Origin of the sequence: Rhizobium sp. SRDI969 (assembly GCF_025152725.1) — a bacterium.
GTDB lineage: Bacteria > Pseudomonadota > Alphaproteobacteria > Rhizobiales > Rhizobiaceae > Rhizobium > Rhizobium leguminosarum_I.
The window spans coordinates 3,468,748-3,489,844 of record NZ_CP104035.1; the positions used below are offsets into that span (position 1 = coordinate 3,468,748).

The following is a 21,097-nucleotide window of genomic DNA, read 5'->3' on the forward strand; positions in this document are numbered from 1 at the left end:
GACTTCTGCGGTTCGCGCCCGCGCCAAGAGCGGCCGCACGTTCAAGCAGTCCGGCCTTGTTCAGTCCGCTTTGTTGTCTGCCCGTTGCCGTTGAAAAAGTGCACCTTCGAGACATCGGCGGCGAGCCCTATTTGGATCCCCGCCTTCATGTCACGACCGTCGTGCAGGACGAGGCAATCGTGCCCATCCGGCAGTTTGACGTGGAGCAGCGTTACCGCCCCGGTATATTCACAAAGCCCGACGGTTCCGCGCAGCGTCCCGTCTCGAGGCTCCACGACGCTCAGATGCTCCGGCCTTACCCCGATGGTCTCGGCTGCGGCATCCATTGCCGTTGCGCCTGCCAGCAAAGGCGCGATATCTGCAGGGAGCAGGTTCATTTTTGGGCTTCCGATGAATTGCGCCACGAAAGTATTTGCCGGCCGCTCGTATAGGTCCCGGGGGGAGCCGACCTGCTCGACGCGGCCGTCGCGCAGAACCACGATCTTGTCGGCGAGCGTCATCGCTTCGATCTGATCGTGCGTTACATAGATCATCGTCGTGGAGAGCCGCTTGTGCAGTGCGGCGATCTCAGAGCGCATGTGCACGCGCAACTCAGCATCGAGGTTCGACAACGGTTCGTCGAACAGGAAGACATCAGGATTTCCGACGATGGCGCGGCCGATCGCAACGCGCTGCCGCTGACCGCCGGAAAGCTCGCGGGGGTAGCGATCGAGCAATGCTTCGAGCTTCAGCGTGGCGCTAGCTTCATCGACACGCTTCTGACGCTCCTGTGCCGGAACTTTGCGGACCTTCAGCCCGAAACCCATATTCTCCCGGACGGTCAGGTGCGGATAGAGGGCATAGGATTGGAAGACCATGGCAACGCCGCGTTTCGAAGCCGGCACTTCGTTGACGACCCGGCCGCCAATCGCAAGTTCACCGCCGCTGAGATATTCCAGCCCCGAAATCAGCCGCAGCAAGGTTGACTTACCGCAGCCCGACGGACCGACGAATACGACGAATTCGCCGGGATCGATCCTGAGATCGACGCCGCGGATGACCTCCACCGCGCCGAAACGTTTTTCGATGCCTTTAAGCGATACACTGCTCATGAACGAAAATTCCTCATCCCTTCACGCCCGATAGCGCAAAACTTTCGATGATCTGCCGCTGGGCGATCAGATAGACGATCAGGATCGGCACCACGGCAAGGCTGGTAGCGGCAAGCTGCAGGTTCCACAGCGGCAAGCCGTAGCTGTCGTTGAAGTTCGACAGGGCCAAAGGCAGCGTGAACATGTCGAGCGAACTCAGAAAGATCAGCGGCTCCAGGAACAGGTTCCACGAGAACAGAAAGGTGATGATGGAAACCGCAGCCAGGGCCGGACGCGCCATCGGCAGCGCTATCTTCCACCAAACGCCGAAACGTGAGAGGCCGTCCATCTTGCCGGCTTCTTCCAACTCCTTGGGCAGGGCCAGGAAATATTGGCGCATCAGGAACGTTGCCATTACGCCATGAGGGCCGAAGGTGGGCAGCAGGATCAGCGGCCAGTGAGTATCCACCAAACCAAACCAACGCATCAGGAAGAAGTTCGGAATGATCGTCACTTCCTCGGGCACCATGAGCGCCGAGATCAGGAAGAGCATCAGCAGCCCCGCACCGGCAAACCGCATGCGCGCCAGCGCATAACCGGCCAGCGACGAGATGACGAGGGTGAGCGCCGTCACCACGATCGCGATGTAAAGCGAGTTGAAATACTGCCGCGCGAACGGCTGGTATGTGAACACTTCGACGAAATTCTGCCAGCGCCAGACGCGCGGAACAAGCGTCGGCGCGCCGAATATCTCGGTCACGCTCTTGAAGCCGGCAGACACCATCCAAACGAATGGGAAAACAAAAGGTATGGCGGCGATCAGGAGCGCGATCGTCCAGCAGGCGCGGTAGAGGATCTGGATTTGGCGCTGGGTCACTCCGATCCCTTTCTCCGCAGCATCACCTGCACCAGGGTCAGCGCCATGATCATCACGAACATGATTATGGCGAGCGCCGAGGCATAGCCGACATTGAAGAACTTGAAGCCCTGCTGGTAGATGTAGAAGGCAAGCACCAGTGTGCCGTTTTCCGGGCCGCCACCGGTCATCTGGTATATGTGATCGAAGACCTTGAAAGAGCCGATCGTCGTGATGACCATGATGACGAGCGTGGTCGGCGCCAGCAACGGCCAGGTGATCATGCTGAAGATCTGCCGGCGTGAGGCGCCCTCCAGGCGCGCTGCCTCTTCGTAATCCCGCGGGATCGCCTGCAGCGCCGCAATGTAGAGGATCATGTTGAGGCCGACCATCTTGATGACGCGGGTGACGATGACCGCCGCCATGGCCCAGTTCGGTTCGCGCAGCCAGTTTGGACCAGTGATCCCGACTAGCGCCAGCACCTGGTTGATGAACCCGCCTTCTCCCTGCAGCAGAAACTTCCAGACGATCGCCCAGGCGATGGCCGAGGTGATGACGGGAGCGAAAAACACCGTGCGGAAGAACACGACCCCGAAGAACGGCCGGGAGAGGGCGAGCGCCAAAGCGAGTGCGAGCGCCATGTTGAGCGGCACGAGACCGATTGCGAAAATAACCGAATTGCGTACCACAAGCCAAAAGTCAGGGTTTTCGACGAGCGCATTCCGAAAATTGGCAAGGCCTACGAAGGTGGCCTGCTGGCTGAGCAGGTTCCATTCGGTCATTGAATAATAAACCACTGCGCACAGCGGACCGAGGAAGAAGATGAGGAACCCGATGAAGGTGGGGCTCACGAACAGCCACGCCTCCATCATCTCTCTCATCTTCAACGTCAGCCAGGTCTTTTGGCCGGTTCGAATGGAGTTATGAACGGTATCGGCCATCTTCGTTCTGATCAAAGCAGCGGCTGGATTGCCGCGCAGATGCCCTTGATGGCGGCATCGACATCGGCATCCGGCTTCCACAGGGCATCGACGCGAGGCGCCATGGCGGCAAGGATCTGGGGCGCTTTTTCGTTCGCCGAGACCACCCGGCCCTTTTCTATCGCGGCAGCCACATTCTTCATCATCTCGGGCGGCACGAGCTTGTTGCCGTTGATGAATGCATCGGCCTGCAGAACGCTCTTGCGGGCCGGCGGGAAGAACTGCGCCATGGTGGCGACGTTCTTCTTGTTGGTCATATGCGCCACGAATTCTGCGGCGATTTCCGTATTCTTGCCTTGGGCGAACACAACAAGACCGGCCTGGCCGATAACGGGTGACTCGCCACCTGGGCCGGTGGGCAACGATGCGATTCCCCACTTGAAGCCGGCTTCCGCCATCTTCGAAGCACGGGAAATCTGGTTGACCGTCATCGCCGAATTGCCGGAGAAGTAGTCGCCCTGTTCGCCCGGCGGAACGATGGACTTGTCCTTGAAGACCATGTCATGCAGCTGCTTGACCGCTTTGACGGCTTCGGGCTTGTCGAAGCCGCATTCCTTGTTCGACCAGATATCGCCGCCATAAGCGCGGATTGGCGGCAGAAGGGCATGGGTCATGCGAGAGGCATAGCCTTCGCCATCCTTGAACTCGAAGCCCCATTTGCCTGGATTGGCTGCCGCGAGCTTCTTGGAGACTTCCTGGAACTTGTCCATGTTCCATTCGCCCTTGGCGGCGAGCGTCAGCGGATCTTCGAGCCCGGCTTTGTCGAACATGTCCTTGTTGTAGTAGATCATGAAAGGCGAGGTGGAGAACGGAATGCCGTAGACTGTTTCGTCCTTCTGCCAGAGGCCCATGGCCGGCTTCGAGAAATCGTCGAAATCAAAGCCTTCCGCCGCCTTGAGCGTCGGGCCGAGGTCCATCAGAAGATTGGCGTTTTCGAAAGCCGGAGCGGCATCTTCCATCATCCAGGCTATGTCGGGAGCATTGCCGCCGGCGATCTGGAAGGTTAGTTTCTGCGTGTAGTCATTGACTGGCACGGTCTCGAACTTCACGTTCACGTCGGGATGCGTGGCTTTGAAGCTCTCCGCAATGCCATTCAGCATCTTCAGATGAGCCTCACTCCCGGTCCAGACCGTCATGCGGAGATCCGTCGCGAACACGGCAGACGTCGATATGCACAATGTCAACGCGGATGCTGCGATACCTGCTAATGCGGCCTTCATGGTTTCCTCCCTTTTTGGTCGTCGGCAATCAGCCTTCACCGACTGAATGCAAACGGCATTCGCCTGGAATTTGGCTGCAAGCTGCGGCGGATGGCTCCGCCGCATGATCTCGAAAACCTTGCCGCAGGCCGCTCACCCGTCAGCGTGCGGAAGGCTCCCGGGCGCGTCTCCGATCGACCATCCTCCGTCGACCGGAATATTTGCGCCCGTAATGTAGCTGGCAGCATCGCTGCACAAAAAAACAAACGCCCCCACCACGTCCTGCGGCTGGCCCGGCCTGCCCACAGGGATCTTGGCGGCAACCGCTTTGCGGAACGCCGGGTCGCCGTAGCGCTCGGCATTGGCTTCGATCTCGATCGCACCCGGCGAAACCACATTCAGCGTGACGCCGCGATGGCCGGTTTCGCGCGCAATCGACCTGATCGCAGTCAACTGCGCCGCCTTGAGCGACGCATAAACAACCGTTTCCGCCCGCGGCCGCACCGCCATGATACTGCCTGTGGCGACGACCCTGCCCCAGCCCCGCTCGGCCATCGGCGGAACCAGCTTTGCCGTCAGCGTCAGCAGCGCCGAGAAATTCGATGCCACATGGGCGCTGACATGCGCCTCATCCAACTCCTGCCAGGACCGTCGATGTTCGATGGCGGCATTGGCAATGAGGATATCGATCGGGCCGTATGTTTTGAGCACTTCATCGGCAAAAGCCTGCGTCGCACGCCCGTCGGTGAAGTCTGCTTCCAGTACCGGCGCTGTGCCGCCGGTCGCCCGGGCCACCTCACGCGCGCCCGTCTCATTACCGAAATGATGCAGGATCAGTTCCGCTCCATGCTCCGCAAGGCCAAGCGCAACAGCCCGACCGATGCCGGAACTGGCACCGGTTGCCAGCACCCGCCGGCCTTTCAGTGAGAAGCGCGCGGCGCTCATCGCTCGGCATCTTTCAGCTTGTCGGCCACCTCGAGCGAGGCAATGTCGGCAGCTTCGAAATGCTCCCGGATTTTTTGCTCGGCGAGGTCGGCATCACCCACCGCAATTGCGTCGTAGATAGCCTGATGCCGGCCAATCGTTGCCCGCCAGTCAGCGTCGCTGCGATTGGCCCGACGTGAAAATAATTCCGACACCTCGCGCTGCACGGAACGCATGCTCTCCATGTGCACGCGGATCATGTAATTGCCCGTCGTCACCGCAAGGCCAAGGTGAAACAGGATGTCGGCGGCGGTAAAGCCGGAGGGCTCCCGCACAGAAGCCAGCATGCCCGCCAGGCCCTGCCGCATGATATCCAGACCTTCCGGATCGCGACGTTCGGCGGCGAGCCGGGCAATTCCCGTCTCGACGACACGGCGCATTTCATTGGCCTCGCGCAGCCGCTTGAGACTGGAGCGGACCGCGTAGCCGTAGATTTTGTCCATCGAGTCGCCGCTCAGCGCCTTGGCCCGGGCAACCTTGCCTTGTTGGGTGAAGATCAGCCCGGCTGCCGTCAGTTGGCGAAGCGCCTCACGGGCGATAGGCTTCGAGACGCCGAATTCCCTGGCGATCTCCCCTTCGGGCGGCAACGGCTCGCCAGGCGAGATCCGCCCATCAAAGAGTGCGGCGGCAATCGCATCGGACACCCCATCCGCCAACCGCGAAGGGTTGGGCGGCTTGGCGGTGAAAACGGGTTTCCTTTCGGGAATTTCACTCATCTCGATCCTCATATTCACAAAGCTAACACGCAGTTTCCAACTTAGCAACTAGGTTTATCAGTTGCCAAGTCACCGACATCTAGCTAGGAATAACAGACACGCCCGAAAGCAGCGAGCAAAACCCGGAGCAACGAGCAAAACATTGGGAACGAAAGAGCCGATGGATTCTGTGCAACGTTCGACCGGACCGGCGATCCTCATTTCAGATGTCGTCGCCCATCCGCTCAGCCAGACGCTGCCCAAACCGACCGTCACGTCCTGGGGCACCTATCACAAGGTCTCGATGGTTCTCGTCGAGGTGCGCACTGATGCCGGCATCGTCGGCGTCGGTGAGGCTCTGGCCCGGTTTTCGCCCAAGGCTTATGCGGAGCTGATCGAAACCTCGTTAAAGCCACGGCTGATCGGACAGGACGCACGCAACATCGGCGCGCTCTGGCAATCCATGCGGCGCTCGCTCTCAGGCCGCGCCGGCGGAATGCTGATCGAGGCGATCGCAGGCGTCGACATTGCGCTGTGGGACATCATGGGCAAGGCCGCCGGCATGCCGATCGCCAAGCTGCTTGGCGGCATCGGCCGGGAAACGATCGAGGTCTATGCCGCCGCCGTAAACTGGGTCGACGATGCCAAGGCGGATCGGGAACTGGAGCGCTATATCGGCGAGGGATTCCCGCGCATCAAAGTCAAGATGGCCAATCCCGTCAGGGAAGCCTGCCGGCGCATCGACCGGCTGCGCAAACGCGCCGGCGACGATATCGAACTCTGTGTCGACGCCAACTGGGCCTATGATCTGGACCAGGCGATCGAAGTCGGCAGGGCACTTTCGGCCAACGGCTACTTCTGGTTCGAGGAGCCGCTGGCGCCGGAAAATGAGCAAGGCTACGAAGAACTTCGCAAACGCTGCGACGTGCCGCTCGCAGCCGGAGAGAGCAACTTTACCGCCGATCAGGCGCAGCGTCTCGTCGCCAACCGCACGCTTTCAGTCCTGCAGCCAGATGTCGCGCGTGCCGGCGGCATATCCGAAACGCGGCGCATGGCCGACTATGCCGCCCTCCACGATGTGGGCTACGCCCCGCATATCGGCATGTCCGGCATTATCTGCGAGACGGCCAGCGCGCATCTGGCGGCCGCCCTTCCGAATTTCCGGGTGATGGAATGCGAGTGCGATCTTAGCCCCTTCAAGCGCGACCTGACCGATCTGGCGCCCGGCTGCCTGCGCCAGAAGAATGGCCAGCTCGACGTGCCAACACGGCCGGGTCTCGGCATCGAAATCAATTGGGACGCCATCAAACGGCTCCACGTACAGTGAGGTCAACGCTAGAATGACGACATCAGCCCCCTCTTCCATAGCCGACATGATGGAAGCCATGAGGCTCGCCATGCTTCGTGCAGATCCGGCGCTCAGCCGTTTCGATCCTCTGCCGCGCATCCTGTCCTTTGACGACTTTTCGCGCGGGCATTGCGGCTGGTCACAGTTGGTCGGCAATTACGAGGACAGCCTCGACGTCATGCTGCCGGGCTTTGCCCAGCACTCGAGCGCCATGCTCTCAACTCTCGGACATTGGGATGCGGGATCCCACGGCGGCATGGATTCGTCCTATGCGCTCAAGATCGCCACAAAGGCAAAGCCCGGTGCCCAGAACGTTGCAATCAAGCGCCATACCTTCCGCAAGCGCGGGCCGATCCGCTTCGAGATTTTCTTCACGTTCAAGCCGGAGGCGACGGAACTGAAACTATCGGAAACCGACGTGCGATCGATCGGCTTCCTGTTCGACCTGCAATGCGGCGATCGGGACGGAAATGGCGAGCGGGTCATGCCGCATCTGCGCTTTCTCAATGCACTCGACGGCAAGCACTTGCAGAAATGGCAGTACAAGCGTGAGACCACGTCCTTCACAGCCATCGGCCGGGAAGACAAGACCGTAAGCCACTATCACCTGGCGCCGGAAGGCTGGCTGGACTTGCCGGATGGTGAACAACGGCTCTGCTACAACGAGATCCCGACGAAGGTGAACTGGAGCTATATGCGCTTCGATTTCGACCTCGCCTCCATGAAGGCTTCCGGCTTGCAATGCAACGACCGGAATTTCGACGTATCCGGCTTCGAGTCGATCCGGATTCCGGCGATGAAAAATCTCTGGTGCATGCTGAACTTCTGCCTGTTCGCCGAGACGGATGTCGCAAAACGTGCCTTTCTCTACGTTGATTCCATCTGCATTTCAGGGGATTTTTGATGCTTCCCGAAAACATCACGGCGGTGATAACCCGCAATGAGCGCTGGAGCGGTGACGCCGCGAGCGAACCCTATGAGGCCGGCTGGGCGCATGAAGCCGTGTTCTTTATTCGGGCATTGAAGCCTCCCGTCGGCACTGTACCCAAGGGCTGGGTGGAGATCTCGCCTGACGGCATGCACTGGGTTCGAGAAGGAACGGAATTCGTCATGCCGGGCGAACAGGACGGCATTGCCGTGGCCCGGCTCAACGCCTTCGGCAATTGGCTGCGCGTTGCAACCCGCTTTGCCGATGGCGCTGAATGCACCGTGCTCGTGACCCTTCATCTGAAGGCTTGATTTGAGAAACGCGGGTATCGCTTCCGCGCTTTCTCCTTCCGTCAGCCAAGATAGGCGCCCTGGGCCAGAAGTTCCCTGCGCAAATCCGCGTAGTCGACATGCCGGGGGCTGGCCCTGTTGCCGACCGAAAGTGCTGCGGCAACACCGGCCGCCTGGCCGAGCGCAAAGCAGGGCGGCATGACACGAATGGCGCTGAGCGCCTCATGCGTCGCCGAAACCGCGCGGCCGGACACCAACAGGCCTTCATGAATGCGCGGCAGCATGACCCGGTAAGGTATCTGGTAGATATTGGCGGCATCGAGCCCCGCGCCACCGGTACCACCGCCCGAACCTGTGGGGTCGTGAATATCGAGCGGATAGCCGCACAACGCCACGACATCGTCGAAGGCGCGGCCGGAATGCAAATCTTGCAGCGTCAGTTCGTAAGCGCCGTCGATCCGTCGGGTTTCCCGCACACCGATCTGAGTTGCCGTGTCCCGCAGCTCCACCTGTTCGAAGCCGGGCAGGTTGTCGCGGAAGAAATCGAGCAGCGCCACGGTCTGCTCCCGACCTTCGACCTCGGCAAGTGAGAGCTCAAGGGCGTCAGCCCCATTGCGGCGCAACACGCGGCCGGTATTGATGCGCCAGACGCCCGGTTCCATGGTTTTGTATAGGCCGATGCCGCGGCGAGGCGCGGGAAAGCGGCCCTCTGCCGTCGCCTTGGCGACGATCGAGGCGAAAGGCCGAAAGTCCTGCGGATGCGCGCGGATGTAATCCTCCACCACCTGGTCGTCGACGTTCTGCACGCGGAAGAACAGTGTCTGCGGCTGGGAAAGGCCGTCGCTTTCCCGCCCCTGGCGGGTATGGACACCGGCATAATGGGCGACATCGCCGTCGGCCGAGCAATCGACGACGACCTTGGCACGAGCGCTCCTCAGCCCGCCCTTGCCGGCGCAAACGACTCCGAGCACCCGGGGATTGTCCGCATCATGGTCATCAACGATCGCATCGACGACCATGGTGTGCAGCAACAATTCCACTCCTGCCTCGACGCACATGCGCTGCGCCGCGACCTTTGCCGCCTCAGGCTGGAAAGGGGTCACCTTGTCGTGGCCGTAGACGATGAAGCCGCAATAGGCCGAACCTGCCGGGATCGTGCTCGGATGCAACGCGCCGCCGAGCGCCATCATCCGCTGAACGAATTCTTCGTAGATGCCGCGGATCAGTTGCTGGCTGCCGTCGAGCGAATAGGAGGTCATGCAGGGGCCGACGAGGCCCGCCGTGAGGTTGCCGCCGAGGAAGCCGTAGCGCTCCACAAGGCGTACCCGCACGCCAAGACGTGCCGCCGCGACCGCCGCCGATAATCCCGATGGTCCGCCCCCGATGACGAGCACATCGACATCATCGAGTTCGGGAATATCGGCCGAATAGGCGTAACGGCGAGCTGTCTGCTGCATAGTTTTATCCCCTCCCCGGCCTAGCGGAACATCGATCCGCCGTCGACATCAAGCGCGGCGCCGTAGGTAAAGCTGGCTGCATCCGAGCACAGGAACATGATTGCCGCCGCCATATCCTCCGGCCGCCCCATGCGCCGCATCGGCAGATTGCCGGCGATGCGGTCCTTCAGCGACTGGTCAATATGGGAGTGCATCGGGGAATCCGTCGGTCCGGGGTTCAGCGCGTTGATGCGGATCTTCTTGCCCGCAAGTTCCCGCGCTACCGACTTGACCATCGACAAGGTTCCTGCTTTCGATGCCGCATAGGCGGTATCGGCGATCAGCCCGCCGCCGCCATGCACGCCGGCATCCGAGGCGATACAGACGATGTTGCCGCCATCGGTGTTGTCGAGCATGCGTTTGACCGCCGCCTGCACGACGAAGAAGCTGCCGAGCAGATTGACATTGAGCACGCGATGCCAATGCGCCCAATCCTGCTCGAATATACGCTTGGCTGTGATGATCGCTGCACACGTCACAACGTTATCGAGACGCGCCAGATTGGCGTCACAATAATCGAAGGCCTTGTCGATGCTTTCCTGATCGCTGACATCCACCGTCACGGTGTGAACGGCCCCGCCGCCATTGCGCAGCTCCGCACCATAGCGCTCCAGCCCCGCCTCATCACGATCGGCCATGACGACTTCCGCGCCCTTGCTGGCGAAGGCCCTTGCAGTTTCTAGACCCATTCCGCTCGCTGCGCCCGTGATAAGCACGCTTCGGCCCGCAAAACTATCGTTGGAAAAAGTAGCATAGGTCCCAAGCATCGTCGCAGCCTCGTTCATTAAGGGCAGCGCAACAACCAGTCAGCAGGCTCGCCTTCCCATCGCTAGCAACGTAGCAACTATGTTATATAGTTGTAAAGCGCAATGTGGAGGCGATACGCTGTCTGGAAGCGGAGTTTCGCACTGTCTCACGCAGGACGGTGGAATAACTCGTTGATCGCGCTGCATCGATCGGTGCGATCAATGCCGTCATGGCGAAACCAATGCGCTCGCTGCAGCGATTTCTAACGTCAAATCTCTCTTGTCGTGCCACTTGGCAAAACAGGAAAGCTCCGGCCGCTTCACCGGTCCGAAAGCGCGCGCTTCGCAAGCGACCTTCGCCACATCCGGACCGGCCTGGTTTGCTCCGCCAATGACAATAAACTTGTGAAAAATCCGATATTAGGGCACAATTTGTGAACGCATCGGAATTTGCGGCGCAATCTCAAATCCGGCCGTCTCGCGCCGGATAGCAGTTCGCGTCGGAGGGTCGGCGTCGATGGATCAGGGGTTCTTTCTTCTGTTCGCTACGGTGTCCGTGATCACGGCCCTGACGGTGGTCTTGGCCCGAAATCCGGTGCACAGCGCATTGTCGCTGATGGCGTGTTTCCTCAACATCTCGGCAATCTTCGTTATGCTCGAGGCGCCGTTGCTCGCGGTCATCCAGATCTTCGTCTATGTCGGCGCGATCATGGTCCTGTTCCTGTTCGTGATCATGATGATCGATGTACGCGAAGCGGTGTTGCAGCGGTTCTTGCCGGGCGGCAACCTGCCAGCCATGGTGCTGCTCATCCTGCTTGGGATCGAGATGCTTGTGCTGGTGCTCTGGACCGACCGCTTTTCGATCACGGAGCCCGCTGCCATGAGCGGCGGCGATCAGACCAGGCAGCTCAGCACGACACTTTTCGCCGACTATCTCCTGCCGTTTGAAGCTGCGTCCGTCATCCTTCTGGCCGCCCTGGTCGGCGCCATCGTGCTGGCGCGGAAGGAGCAGGGATGATGGTTCCGCTCTCGTGGTACATTCTACTCGGAGTGGTCCTGTTCGTGATCGGAGCAGCTGGCGTGCTGGTCAGGCGCAATATCCTGGTCGTGCTGATGTCGCTGGAGCTGCTGCTCAACTCGGTCAACATCAATTTCATCGCTTTCGGGCGTTACCACGGCGATTTCCGCGGGCAGATCTTCGCGATCTTCGTCATCGCAATCACAGCGGCGGAAGTTGCCGTCGCCCTCGGTATCCTGGTCGCCCTCGTGAGGAACAAATCCACCCTCAAGGTCGACGAAGTGACCATGATGAAAGGATAGCGGCTTTGGACCCGGTGATATCGATCCGGCCGCTGCTTGCCGTCGCCATAGCAGGCCTGGCGGCCCTTGCCGTTCTCCTTCTGCACAACCGCGAGAAGCTCCGCGATATCGTCTCGCCGCTCGCTGCAATCGTCATGTTCGCGATTGTCGCCTCGATGGCGCCCACGGTGTTGGCGGGCGGGACGGTCGAATTGCGCCTGTTCGAGATTTTGCCGGGGATAGACTTCGCTTTCCGGGTGGATGCGCTCGGCATGGTATTCGCCACCGTCTCGTCGCTCCTGTGGATCGTGGCGGCGATCTATTCCATCGGCTACATGCGCCACTTGAACGAGCATGCGCAGACTAGGTTCTTCGCTTGCTTCGCCACCAGCCTCGCGGCGGCCGTCGGGGGCGCCTTTTCCGCCAATCTATTCACGCTGGTGATCTTCTACGAGATGCTTAGCCTCGTGACCTATCCGCTTGTTTACCACCACGAGGATGAACAGGGATGGGCGGGCAGCCGCAAGTACCTCGTCTATTTGATGGGCGCGTCGAAAAGCCTGCTTCTCGCCGCGCTGGCGCTGACCTACCACATTGCGGGGTCGTTCGATTTTGTGTCGGGGGGCCTGCTGGCAAGGAGCGATGCTTCTGCCGCGATGCTGACGGTCGTCTATTTCTGCTACCTTTTCGGTTTCGCCAAGGCTGCGGTAATGCCGATGCACGCCTGGCTGCCTGCCGCGATGGTGGCGCCGACACCGGTCAGCGCGCTCCTGCATGCAGTGGCCGTGGTCAAGATGGGCGTGTTCTGCGTGCTGCGGGTGGTGTTTCACGTTTTCGGCACGGGGCTGGTGGGCGGGCTTGGGCTGGGCATCGCCACGGCCTATCTGGTCTCCTTCACGATCTTGATGGCGTCCGTCTATGCGCTGACGCGGGACGACCTGAAGGCGAGGCTCGCCTATTCGACGGTCAGCCAGCTCTCCTACGTCGTTCTGGGCGCGGTTCTGTTGTCGCCCGTCGCGATGGTCGGCGGCATCGTCCACATTGCGGCGCATGCGTTCTCGAAGATCACCCTCTTCTTCTGCGCCGGCTCGATCTTTTGCGCATCGGGAAAGCGGAATATCAGCGACATGGCCGGCATCGGCCGCAGGCTGCCTTGGACGATGGGTGCTTTTTTCGTCGCCTCGCTGAGCATGATCGGGGTGCCGCCGACCGGGGGCTTCGTCAGCAAGTGGTATCTGGCGCGGGGCTCGGTGGAGGCGGGCGAAATTGCGTTCCTGGTCGTGCTCCTTGCGAGCTCAGTCCTGAACGCAGCTTATTTCCTGCCTGTCAGCTATGCCGCCTTTTTCGGGACGGAAGCGCAGGAGAGCCCGGCGACGGTCCGCGAAATTCCGATGATGACGATCCCGCTGGTTGCGACTGCCATCTTGTCGGTGTCGATGGGCATCTTTCCCGGCTATTTCCTCGCCCTGGCGGAAGGAGTTGTCAGATGATCAAGCGTGTCGTCGACTTCTTTGGTGACGAGGAACATGCAAACCAGCGCCGCCGGCTGTTCTATCTGGTGCTCGTTCTGACCGTTATCTCCGACTTTCTGGTCCACCGCGAACACGCAGAATACCTCTGGGACCGCCTGCCGGGCTGGTCGGCCGCCTACGGCTTCTTATCCTGCGTGCTGCTGATTTTCGTTTCCAAGTTCCTTGGCCACCGGGCTGGGCTCATGCGGCGCGAGGACTATTATGACTGACTTCGTCCATCCCGCCCTGCTGTTCATTCTCGGCGCCCTGCCGATCCCTTTCCTGAACGGATCGATCCGCAAAGCCTATCTGCTGCTGATCCCGGCGCTGGCGATCCTCGCCGTGCTGACGATACAACCGGGAAGCTACGGCGCGACGCAGTTCGTCGGGCAGGAAATCCTCATCGCCAAGGTCGACAAGCTGAGCATCGTCTTCGCCACCGTTTTCACCATCATGGCGCTGATTGGAACGGTCTATGCGCTGCACCTGCCTCGCCCCGGCCAGCATGTCGCTGCATTTGTCTACGTCGGCAGCGCCCTCGGCGTCGTGTTCGCCGGCGACTACTTGACGCTCTACCTGTTCTGGGAAGGCATGGCGTTTGCCTCTGCCTACCTGGTCTTCGCCGAAGGCGGTCGACAGGCGATCGCCGCCGGGTTCCGGTATCTCATGGTCCATTTCACTGGCGGCGTCGTCCTACTTGGCGGCGTCATTCTCTACGGGCTCTCGACTGGCTCGCTGCTCTTCGGCCCGATCGCAGGCGAGATGGGCGTCGGCGCTTACCTGATCCTTGCCGGGTTCATGCTCAATGCCGCTGTGCCGCCGCTCAACGCCTGGCTGACCGACGCTTACCCGGAGGCGACGGTCACCGGCGCGGTGTTCATGAGCGCCTTCACCACCAAGACCGCCGTCTATGTGCTGGCGCGGGCGTTTCCGGGAACTGAACTTCTCGTTTGGCTCGGTACCGCGATGGCGCTCTACGGCGTCGTCTACGCGGTGCTGGAGAACGACTGCCGGCGGCTACTGGCCTATCACATCGTTAGCCAGGTGGGCTACATGGTGGCGGGCGTCGGCATCGGCACCGAGATGGCGGTGAACGGGGCCACCAGTCATGCTTTCGCACATATCCTCTACAAGGCGCTCTTGTTCATGGGTACTGGGGCGGTGATTTACGTCACCGGCCGGCGCAAGCTCACCGAGCTTGGTGGGCTCTACAAGACCATGCCGGTGACCGTGGCGCTCTACATGGTTGGCGCTTTCGCGATTTCGGCATTTCCATTCTTCTCGGGCTTCGTCACCAAGTCGATGGTGGTGGCCGCCGCCGGGCAGGATCACCGCGCGCTGGTGGTGTTGGCACTGACGATGGCGTCGGCGGGGACATTCCTCCACACCGGTCTCAAGCTCCCCTATTACATGTTCTTTGGCACGGACCGGAAGCTGGAGGCGCGGGAGCCGCCCCGCAACATGCTGGTTGCGATGGGCATGGCGGCGGTGCTCTGCATCGCGATCGGCGTCGTCCCGCAGCCGCTTTACGCACTTCTACCCTATCCGGTCGACTTCGAGCCCTACACCGGCGTCCATGTCACCGAGAGCCTTGGCGTGCTGATGTTCACCGCCTTGGGTTTTGTCATATTCCTCAGGGCACTCGACCCCGAGAACACGATCAGCATCGACACCGACTGGTTCTACCGCAAGGGCGCGCGGGTCTTCATGTGGATCGCCGGAAAACCGCTGACGCGCTACGAGAAGACGGTGAGTGAGGTGTCCGAGACCGCGGTTCTGCCTTTCCTGCATGGGGCGGCGCGGGCGGGACTGTGGATTGATCTCGCCGGTGTGGATGCCATCGTGAATGGCGTCGCCCGGGCGATCCTGAATGGTGGCGGGACGCTGCGGCGCCTCCAGACCGGCGTCGTGACCCATTACGCGCTGGCGATGATCGGTGGTGTGATCGCAGCCACTGTCGTCTTCGCCGTGGTGTGGCGGTAGGGGGCGTGATGGGATTGCCGCTACTCAGTCTCATCGTATTCACGCCCGTCGCCGGGGCAGCGGTTCTGATGTTTCTGCGCAGCGACGATGCGGTGCGGTGGACCGCGCTGGCCGTCACCATCCTCGATCTCGCTCTCTGCATCGCCATGCTGGCGAGCTTTGACACCACGACCCACGCGATGCAGTTCACCGAGAAGCGCCTATGGGTGCCCGCGCTCGGGATCACTTATGCGCTTGGCATCGACGGGATAAGCGCGCTCTTCGTTTTCCTGACCGCTCTGCTGGGCTCGATATGCGTGCTCGCCTCGTGGGTCGCGATCGACCGCAAGGTGAAGGCGTTCATGGTCAGTCTGCTCTCCATGCAGACGCTGATGCTGGGGGTGTTCTGCGCGCTCGACCTGTTCCTGTTCTACGTCTTCTGGGAGGCGATGCTGATCCCGATGTACCTGATCATCGGCGTCTGGGGCGGCGAAGGCCGGGTCTATGCGGCGTTCAAGTTCTTCCTCTACACGCTGGCGGGCAGCCTCCTGTTCCTCATCGGTGTCATCGTGCTCTATTTCAACGGCGGCGAGACCTTCGACATCGTCACGCTGACAGCGCAGGATTTGCCGTTCCCGGTCCAGTCCTGGCTGTTCTTCGCCTTCCTGATCGCCTTCGCCGTCAAAGTGCCGATGGTGCCGGTCCATACCTGGCTGCCGGACGCCCATGTACAGGCGCCGACGGCAGGCAGCATCATCCTTGCAGGGGTGCTCCTGAAGATGGGCGCCTACGGATTCCTGCGGTTCTCGCTGTCGATGCTGCCGGAGGCGTCGGTGTATTATTCGACGCTGATGCTTTCGCTTTCGGCGCTTGCGATCGTCTACGGCGGGTTGCTTGCGCTGGCGCAGGACGACCTGAAGAAGCTGGTGGCCTATTCCAGCATCAGCCACATGGGCTTCGTGACGCTGGGGATTTTTGCGCTGAACCTCCGCGGGCTCGAGGGCGCCATCCTGCAAATGTTCAATCATGGCGTAACGACCGGCGCGTTGTTCCTGTTCGTCGGCCTGATCTACGAGCGGACACACACGCGAAGCATTGCAGATTACGGCGGGCTGATGAAGGCGGCGCCGGTCTATACGGCATTTCTGGCGCTGTTCACTCTGTCGTCAATGGCGCTGCCGGGGACGAATTCGTTCGTGGGCGAACTGCTGGTGCTGTCGGGCGGTTTTGCGGCCAACCTCGCCATCGGCGCGCCCGCCGTTTTTGGCGCGTTATTGGGCGCGGCCTATCTGCTTGGCATGTACAGGAAAGTCGCGCTAGGCCCGGCCAGCGTCGGTGTCCGATTCAAGATACGCGACGTGAACGCCCGCGAGATGGTCGCGATCCTGCCGCTGGCCGTCTTCGTGCTTTGGGCCGGGCTATATCCGAAACCCTTTCTCAACATTATCGACGTCTCGGTGAAGCATCTGCTGGCTCAGGCGCATGATAAAGGGAGCGGCCAATGACTGCCGCAGCACTTTTCCAGTCGGCTCTCGCAAGCCTGCCCGAGATCGTGGTGATCACTGGAGCCTGCATCCTTTTGATCCTGGGACAGCTTGTGCGCAAGGGCCAGGAACATTTCCTTGTCTGGGCCTCCGTCGCGGTCGTGCTGATTGCCGCCATGGCGACACTCATGCTTTCGAGCGAGGTGCGGCCGGCCTACACGAGCATGTTCATCGCCGATCGCTTCGCGGTCTTCTTCAAGTTCGTGTTCTACCTGGCCACCATCCTGACATTCCTCCTTTCGCGAAAATATGCGGAAATCGAAGGGATCGGGAGCAGCGAATACTATGTCCTGCTGCTCTTTTCGCTGTCGGGAATGATGATCATGGCTTCGGCGACCGATCTCCTCTCGATCTATGTGGGCCTCGAACTGATGGTGCTCTGCACCTATGTGCTGACCGGCTTCCTGCGGCGAGAGCGGCGGTCGAACGAAGCGGCGCTGAAATACGTGATCCTTGGCGCGGTCTCGACCGGGATTTTCCTCTACGGCGTTTCGTTGATGTACGGGCTCACCGGCACGACGCAACTGGACGGGATGGCTGCGGCTGTGACCGACGACCCGCTCGATCCGGGATTGCTGCTGGCAGAGGTCTTCATCGTCGCGGGGCTGGTCTTCAAGGTCGGCGCGGTGCCGTTTCATATGTGGGTGCCGGACGTCTACGAAGGCGCGCCGACGACGATCACCGCATTCATGTCGGTAGGCCCTAAGGCGGCAGGATTTGCGGCGATCCTGCGGGTGTTCCTCAACCCGCTGGTCGCGGCCTCGGACGTCTGGATCATCGTCGCGGTCATTGCGGTGGTGACGATGGCGCTCGGAAGTTTCGTCGCGCTGGTGCAGGATAATTTCAAGCGCCTCCTGGCCTATTCCAGCATTGCCCATGCCGGGTTCGCCCTTTTCGGCGTGGTGGCCGGCGGCGCGGACGGAATCGCCAGCGTGATGCTCTACCTGCTGATCTACTCCCTCATGAATCTCGGTATTTTCGGCGCCGTCATCATGATGCGGAACGGCGATTTCTCAGGCGAGGTCATTGAAGATTACGCGGGTTTCGCCAAGTCGCATCCCGGTCTGGCGCTTCTGATGCTGCTCTATCTGTTCTCGCTGGCCGGCATTCCGCCGACGGCCGGGTTCTTCGCCAAATTCTACGTGCTGCTCGCGCTGGTCGAGCGAGGTTTCGTCATGCTGGCGGTGATCGCGGTGCTGCTGAGCGCCGTCGCCGCCTATTTTTACATCCGCATAGTCATGGTGATCTACATGCGCGAGCCGGAGAGGACGTTCGAGCCTGCGCTGACTCCCTGGGTACGCACCACGCTCGCCTTCACCGCCTTGGGCACCATCGGCATCGGCCTGTTTCCCGCGTGGTTTCTGCGGCTTGCTCAAAACTCGGTGTTTGGCGGCTGACCGATTGAATTTGCAATGATCTGCCCGACGGAATAAACTCGAAGCTCAAGAAAGGATTACCCAAGCCCTTTCCCGGGGCGACCGCATTACCATCCTGAACAGGGCGGTCGCGGCCTTAGGAAAGCTTTCAGTGGGTAACCGGTGCAGTGCGATATGGCTGCAATGGAATTCTTGCCGGTTCTTTTCATGGTCGCCGGAGTTGTTCTGGTGACAGGGGCGACGCTTTTTGTCTCCTCACTGCTGCGCCCGTCCAATCCCTATCCCGAAAAGAACATGCCCTATGAATGCGGCATGGACCCAGCAGGCGAGGCCGCCGGGGGCCGCTTTAGGGTGCAGTTCTTTATTCTCGCGATCCTGTTGGTCGTTTTCGATGTCGAGACGATGTTCCTCTTTCCCTGGGCCGTTGTCCTGAAAGACATCGGCCTCGTCGGTTATGTCGAGATGTTCGTCTTCATAGTGCTGCTTCTTGTGGGCTTCGCCTACGCCTGGCTGAAGGGAGCGCTGGAATGGGAAGCGTAAACAATTCGATCCGCGACAGCGTGCTGTTCACCACCGCCGAGAGCGTTATCAACTGGAGCCGAAAATCGGCGCTGTGGCCCGAGACCTTCGGAATTGCCTGCTGCGCCATCGAGATGATCTCGGCGGGGTGCGCCCGCTATGATCTCGACCGGTTCGGCGTGGTGTTCCGGCCTTCGCCGCGCCAGTCCGACGTGATGATTATCGCCGGCACCGTGACGCGGAAATTCGCTCCCGTCGTGCGCAGGCTTTATGACCAGATGCCGGAGCCGCGCTGGGTTATCGCAATGGGCACCTGCGCTATCTCGGGCGGGGTCTACAACACCTATGCGGTGGCGCAGGGAGCGGAGACCTTCGTGCCGGTGGACGTGCATGTGCCCGGCTGCCCGCCGCGGCCCGAGGCGCTGATGCATGGGTTCCTGCTACTTCAGGAGAAGATCAAAAAATCCCGAGCACTGGCCGGGACTCCTCTGGATCGAGTTGCAGCGTCATGAGTGTGGAGACGCCCCTCATCCGCACGACGATCACGGAGCGTTTCGGCGAGACAATCGACGATCTTGGCTTCGCGCATGGTGTACATGCCTTCGCCGCTCCGCCTGACACGATCGTCGAGCTTTGCCGGTTTCTGAAGGAACACCCGGCGTTGCGGTTCAACTTCCTGTCGGACATCTGCGGGGTCGATCATTATCCTGAGATGCCACGCTACGAGACGGTGTACCACCTCTATTCGCTACCGAACAAATGGCGCGTTCGCATCAAATGCCGCCTCGCCGATCCGCCGCGGGTCCCGTCTGTGACGGGGGTCTGGCGAACCGCCAATTGGCATGAGCGCGAAGCCTGGGACATGTACGGGATCAGGTTCGAGGGCCACCCCGATTTGCGCCGGATCTACATGTGGGAAGGGTTCGAGGGCTTCCCGCAGCGCAAGGATTTTCCGCTCCGTGGCTACAAGGACAAGCTGAACCCGTTTGGCGCCGAAGGCACGCCGCCGACGCAGCCCGACCTCGCCACCAAGAACATTCCATAAGGGAGGCCGCTCCACGCCGGGAACCTAAAATGACCGAAGTCACCGAACTGATCAGCCCGCAAGGCGAAGCGTTCGACACCAAGGAGGTGCTTCTCAATCTCGGCCCCCAGCACCCGAGCACGCATGGGGTTCTTCGGCTTGTCCTGGAAATGGACGGCGAGTACGTCAAGCGCGTGGATCCACATATCGGCTACCTCCATCGCGGCACCGAAAAACTGGCGGAGAGCTTCACCTACACCCAGATTTTTCCGCTCACCGATCGGCTCGACTACCTCTGTCCACCGTCGAACAACCTCGCCTTCGCGCTGGCGGTGGAGAAACTCCTCGGCATAGAAGCACCGATTCGCGCACAATATATCCGCGTGATGATGGCCGAGCTGGCACGGATCTCCGGCCATGTCTTGATCACCGGCGCGCTGCCGATGGACCTCGGCGCCATGACCGCCTTGCTCTACGCCATGCGGGAGCGCGAAATGATCATGGACCTCCTGGAAATGATCAGCGGTGCGCGCATGCACACGTCCTTCTGCAGGGTCGGCGGAGTGCGCGAGGACCTGCCTGACGGTTTCCTTCCCAAGATCAGGGAGTTCTGCGACATCTTCCCAAACCGGATCCGCGACTATGAGCGGTTGCTCGAAAACAGCCGGGTATTCCTGAAGCGCACGCAGGGGATCGGCGTGATCTCCGCCGAGGACGCCATCGATCTTGGCCTGAGCGGTCCGAACTTGCGCGCTTCGGGCGTCGACTGGGACATCCGTCGCGACGAGCCCTATGAGATCTATGACCGGCTCGACTTCAACGTCATCACGCGCGACGAGGGCGACTGCTATGCGCGCTGGCAATGTCGGGTCGAGGAAATGCGCGAGAGTGTCCGGATCATCGAGCAATGCCTCGACCAGATGCCCGAGGGGCCGTTCCAGATCGACATGCCAACAATCGCCTTCCCGGTGGACAAGGACAAGGTGCATTGCTCGATGGAAGCACTGATCCAGCATTTCGACCTGTCGGCCTATGGCTTCAAGGTGCCGAAGGGCGAGGTCTATTCGGCGATCGAGGCGCCAAAGGGCGAGCTTGGCTTCTATATCATCAGCGACGGGTCGCCAAAACCATTCCGCATGAAGGTGCGGGCACCCTCGTTCGTCAACCTTCAGGGACTGTTCGGGGTGACCAACGCCCGCTATCTGGCGGACATGATCGCCGTGCTCGGCAGTCTCGACCCGGTGATGGCGGAGGTGGACAAGTAGCAGGG

The 21,097-nt window shown here is 60.9% G+C and carries 22 protein-coding genes; 14 read left to right on the forward strand and 8 right to left on the reverse strand.

The annotated features are described in order from the left end of the window. Positions 1-41: 41 nt before the first annotated feature. The 6 genes from N2A41_RS17310 to N2A41_RS17335 all read right to left on the reverse strand — a co-directional run bounded on the left by N2A41_RS17310 (position 42) and on the right by N2A41_RS17335 (position 5,805). Positions 42-1,091 carry an ABC transporter ATP-binding protein gene (locus N2A41_RS17310; RefSeq protein WP_260109334.1) on the reverse strand — a complete coding sequence of 350 codons (1,050 nt, stop codon included), beginning with the start codon at positions 1,089-1,091 and terminating at the stop codon, positions 42-44. Between the two features lie 13 nt (positions 1,092-1,104). Then, positions 1,105-1,947 carry a carbohydrate ABC transporter permease gene (locus N2A41_RS17315; protein ID WP_017965927.1) on the reverse strand — a complete coding sequence of 281 codons (843 nt, stop codon included), beginning with the start codon at positions 1,945-1,947 and terminating at the stop codon, positions 1,105-1,107. Beyond that, positions 1,944-2,867 (reverse strand): carbohydrate ABC transporter permease, encoded by a 924-nt coding sequence (locus N2A41_RS17320; protein WP_170281574.1) that lies wholly within the window; start codon positions 2,865-2,867, stop codon positions 1,944-1,946. Before N2A41_RS17320 ends, N2A41_RS17315 begins: the two co-directional genes overlap by 4 nt. Before the next feature lie 11 nt (positions 2,868-2,878). Beyond that, on the reverse strand, positions 2,879-4,126 hold the full coding sequence (locus N2A41_RS17325; protein WP_170281575.1) for an ABC transporter substrate-binding protein: 1,248 nt from the start codon (positions 4,124-4,126) through the stop codon (positions 2,879-2,881). A gap of 132 nt (positions 4,127-4,258) precedes the next feature. Further along, the gene (locus N2A41_RS17330; protein WP_260109335.1) at positions 4,259-5,050 is read right to left on the reverse strand and encodes an SDR family NAD(P)-dependent oxidoreductase; all 792 of its coding nucleotides are present in this window, start codon (positions 5,048-5,050) and stop codon (positions 4,259-4,261) included. Next, complete coding sequence (locus tag N2A41_RS17335; RefSeq protein WP_260109336.1) at positions 5,047-5,805, reverse strand: FadR/GntR family transcriptional regulator; 759 nt, start codon at positions 5,803-5,805, stop codon at positions 5,047-5,049. The genes N2A41_RS17330 and N2A41_RS17335 overlap by 4 nt, the downstream gene beginning before the upstream one ends. 160 nt (positions 5,806-5,965) lie before the next feature. Here N2A41_RS17335 and N2A41_RS17340 point away from each other — a divergent pair, with 160 nt between their 5' ends. The 3 genes from N2A41_RS17340 to N2A41_RS17350 are packed head-to-tail and all read left to right on the forward strand — an operon-like array spanning position 5,966 to position 8,371. Beyond that, complete coding sequence (locus N2A41_RS17340; RefSeq protein WP_260109337.1) at positions 5,966-7,111, forward strand: mandelate racemase/muconate lactonizing enzyme family protein; 1,146 nt, start codon at positions 5,966-5,968, stop codon at positions 7,109-7,111. A gap of 58 nt (positions 7,112-7,169) precedes the next feature. Next, the gene (locus N2A41_RS17345; RefSeq protein WP_260111066.1) at positions 7,170-8,036 is read left to right on the forward strand and encodes a DUF6772 family protein; all 867 of its coding nucleotides are present in this window, start codon (positions 7,170-7,172) and stop codon (positions 8,034-8,036) included. Beyond that, a complete protein-coding gene (locus N2A41_RS17350; RefSeq protein ID WP_029872515.1) occupies positions 8,036-8,371 on the forward strand; it encodes a hypothetical protein in 336 nt (111 codons plus the stop codon). The genes N2A41_RS17345 and N2A41_RS17350 overlap by 1 nt, the downstream gene beginning before the upstream one ends. A gap of 41 nt (positions 8,372-8,412) precedes the next feature. Here the strand turns inward: N2A41_RS17350 and N2A41_RS17355 are convergent, their stop codons facing one another. Continuing rightward, complete coding sequence (locus N2A41_RS17355) at positions 8,413-9,807, reverse strand: FAD-dependent oxidoreductase (protein WP_260109338.1); 1,395 nt, start codon at positions 9,805-9,807, stop codon at positions 8,413-8,415. A 20-nt stretch (positions 9,808-9,827) separates the two neighbouring features. Further along, on the reverse strand, positions 9,828-10,631 hold the full coding sequence (locus N2A41_RS17360) for an SDR family NAD(P)-dependent oxidoreductase (protein WP_260109339.1): 804 nt from the start codon (positions 10,629-10,631) through the stop codon (positions 9,828-9,830). 478 nt (positions 10,632-11,109) lie between these two features. Between N2A41_RS17360 and N2A41_RS17365 the strand changes: the two genes are divergently transcribed. The 11 genes from N2A41_RS17365 to nuoD all read left to right on the forward strand — a co-directional run bounded on the left by N2A41_RS17365 (position 11,110) and on the right by nuoD (position 21,092). Then, on the forward strand, positions 11,110-11,610 hold the full coding sequence (locus tag N2A41_RS17365; protein ID WP_260109340.1) for an NADH-quinone oxidoreductase subunit J: 501 nt from the start codon (positions 11,110-11,112) through the stop codon (positions 11,608-11,610). After that, positions 11,610-11,912: an NADH-quinone oxidoreductase subunit NuoK gene (nuoK, locus tag N2A41_RS17370; protein WP_170261616.1), complete on the forward strand. Its 303-nt coding sequence runs from the start codon at positions 11,610-11,612 to the stop codon at positions 11,910-11,912. The genes N2A41_RS17365 and nuoK overlap by 1 nt, the downstream gene beginning before the upstream one ends. Positions 11,913-11,917: 5 nt before the next feature. Beyond that, a complete protein-coding gene (locus N2A41_RS17375; protein ID WP_260109341.1) occupies positions 11,918-13,381 on the forward strand; it encodes a monovalent cation/H+ antiporter subunit D family protein in 1,464 nt (487 codons plus the stop codon). Beyond that, the gene (locus N2A41_RS17380) at positions 13,378-13,632 is read left to right on the forward strand and encodes a hypothetical protein (RefSeq protein ID WP_017965940.1); all 255 of its coding nucleotides are present in this window, start codon (positions 13,378-13,380) and stop codon (positions 13,630-13,632) included. Before N2A41_RS17375 ends, N2A41_RS17380 begins: the two co-directional genes overlap by 4 nt. Beyond that, positions 13,625-15,385, forward strand: coding sequence for a Na(+)/H(+) antiporter subunit D (locus tag N2A41_RS17385; protein WP_260109342.1), 1,761 nt, complete (start codon positions 13,625-13,627; stop codon positions 15,383-15,385). Before N2A41_RS17380 ends, N2A41_RS17385 begins: the two co-directional genes overlap by 8 nt. 8 nt (positions 15,386-15,393) lie before the next feature. After that, entirely contained in the window at positions 15,394-16,869 is a 1,476-nt protein-coding gene (locus N2A41_RS17390; RefSeq protein WP_260109343.1) for an NADH-quinone oxidoreductase subunit M, read from the forward strand. Continuing rightward, positions 16,866-18,305, forward strand: coding sequence for an NADH-quinone oxidoreductase subunit N (locus N2A41_RS17395; protein ID WP_260109344.1), 1,440 nt, complete (start codon positions 16,866-16,868; stop codon positions 18,303-18,305). Before N2A41_RS17390 ends, N2A41_RS17395 begins: the two co-directional genes overlap by 4 nt. Positions 18,306-18,458: 153 nt before the next feature. Beyond that, entirely contained in the window at positions 18,459-18,824 is a 366-nt protein-coding gene (locus tag N2A41_RS17400; RefSeq protein ID WP_017965944.1) for an NADH-quinone oxidoreductase subunit A, read from the forward strand. Continuing rightward, complete coding sequence (locus tag N2A41_RS17405) at positions 18,812-19,315, forward strand: NuoB/complex I 20 kDa subunit family protein (RefSeq protein ID WP_260109345.1); 504 nt, start codon at positions 18,812-18,814, stop codon at positions 19,313-19,315. The genes N2A41_RS17400 and N2A41_RS17405 overlap by 13 nt, the downstream gene beginning before the upstream one ends. Beyond that, a complete protein-coding gene (locus N2A41_RS17410) occupies positions 19,312-19,848 on the forward strand; it encodes an NADH-quinone oxidoreductase subunit C (protein ID WP_162117878.1) in 537 nt (178 codons plus the stop codon). The genes N2A41_RS17405 and N2A41_RS17410 overlap by 4 nt, the downstream gene beginning before the upstream one ends. Positions 19,849-19,877: 29 nt before the next feature. Further along, a complete protein-coding gene (gene nuoD, locus N2A41_RS17415; protein WP_260109346.1) occupies positions 19,878-21,092 on the forward strand; it encodes an NADH dehydrogenase (quinone) subunit D in 1,215 nt (404 codons plus the stop codon). Positions 21,093-21,097 lie beyond the last annotated feature (5 nt).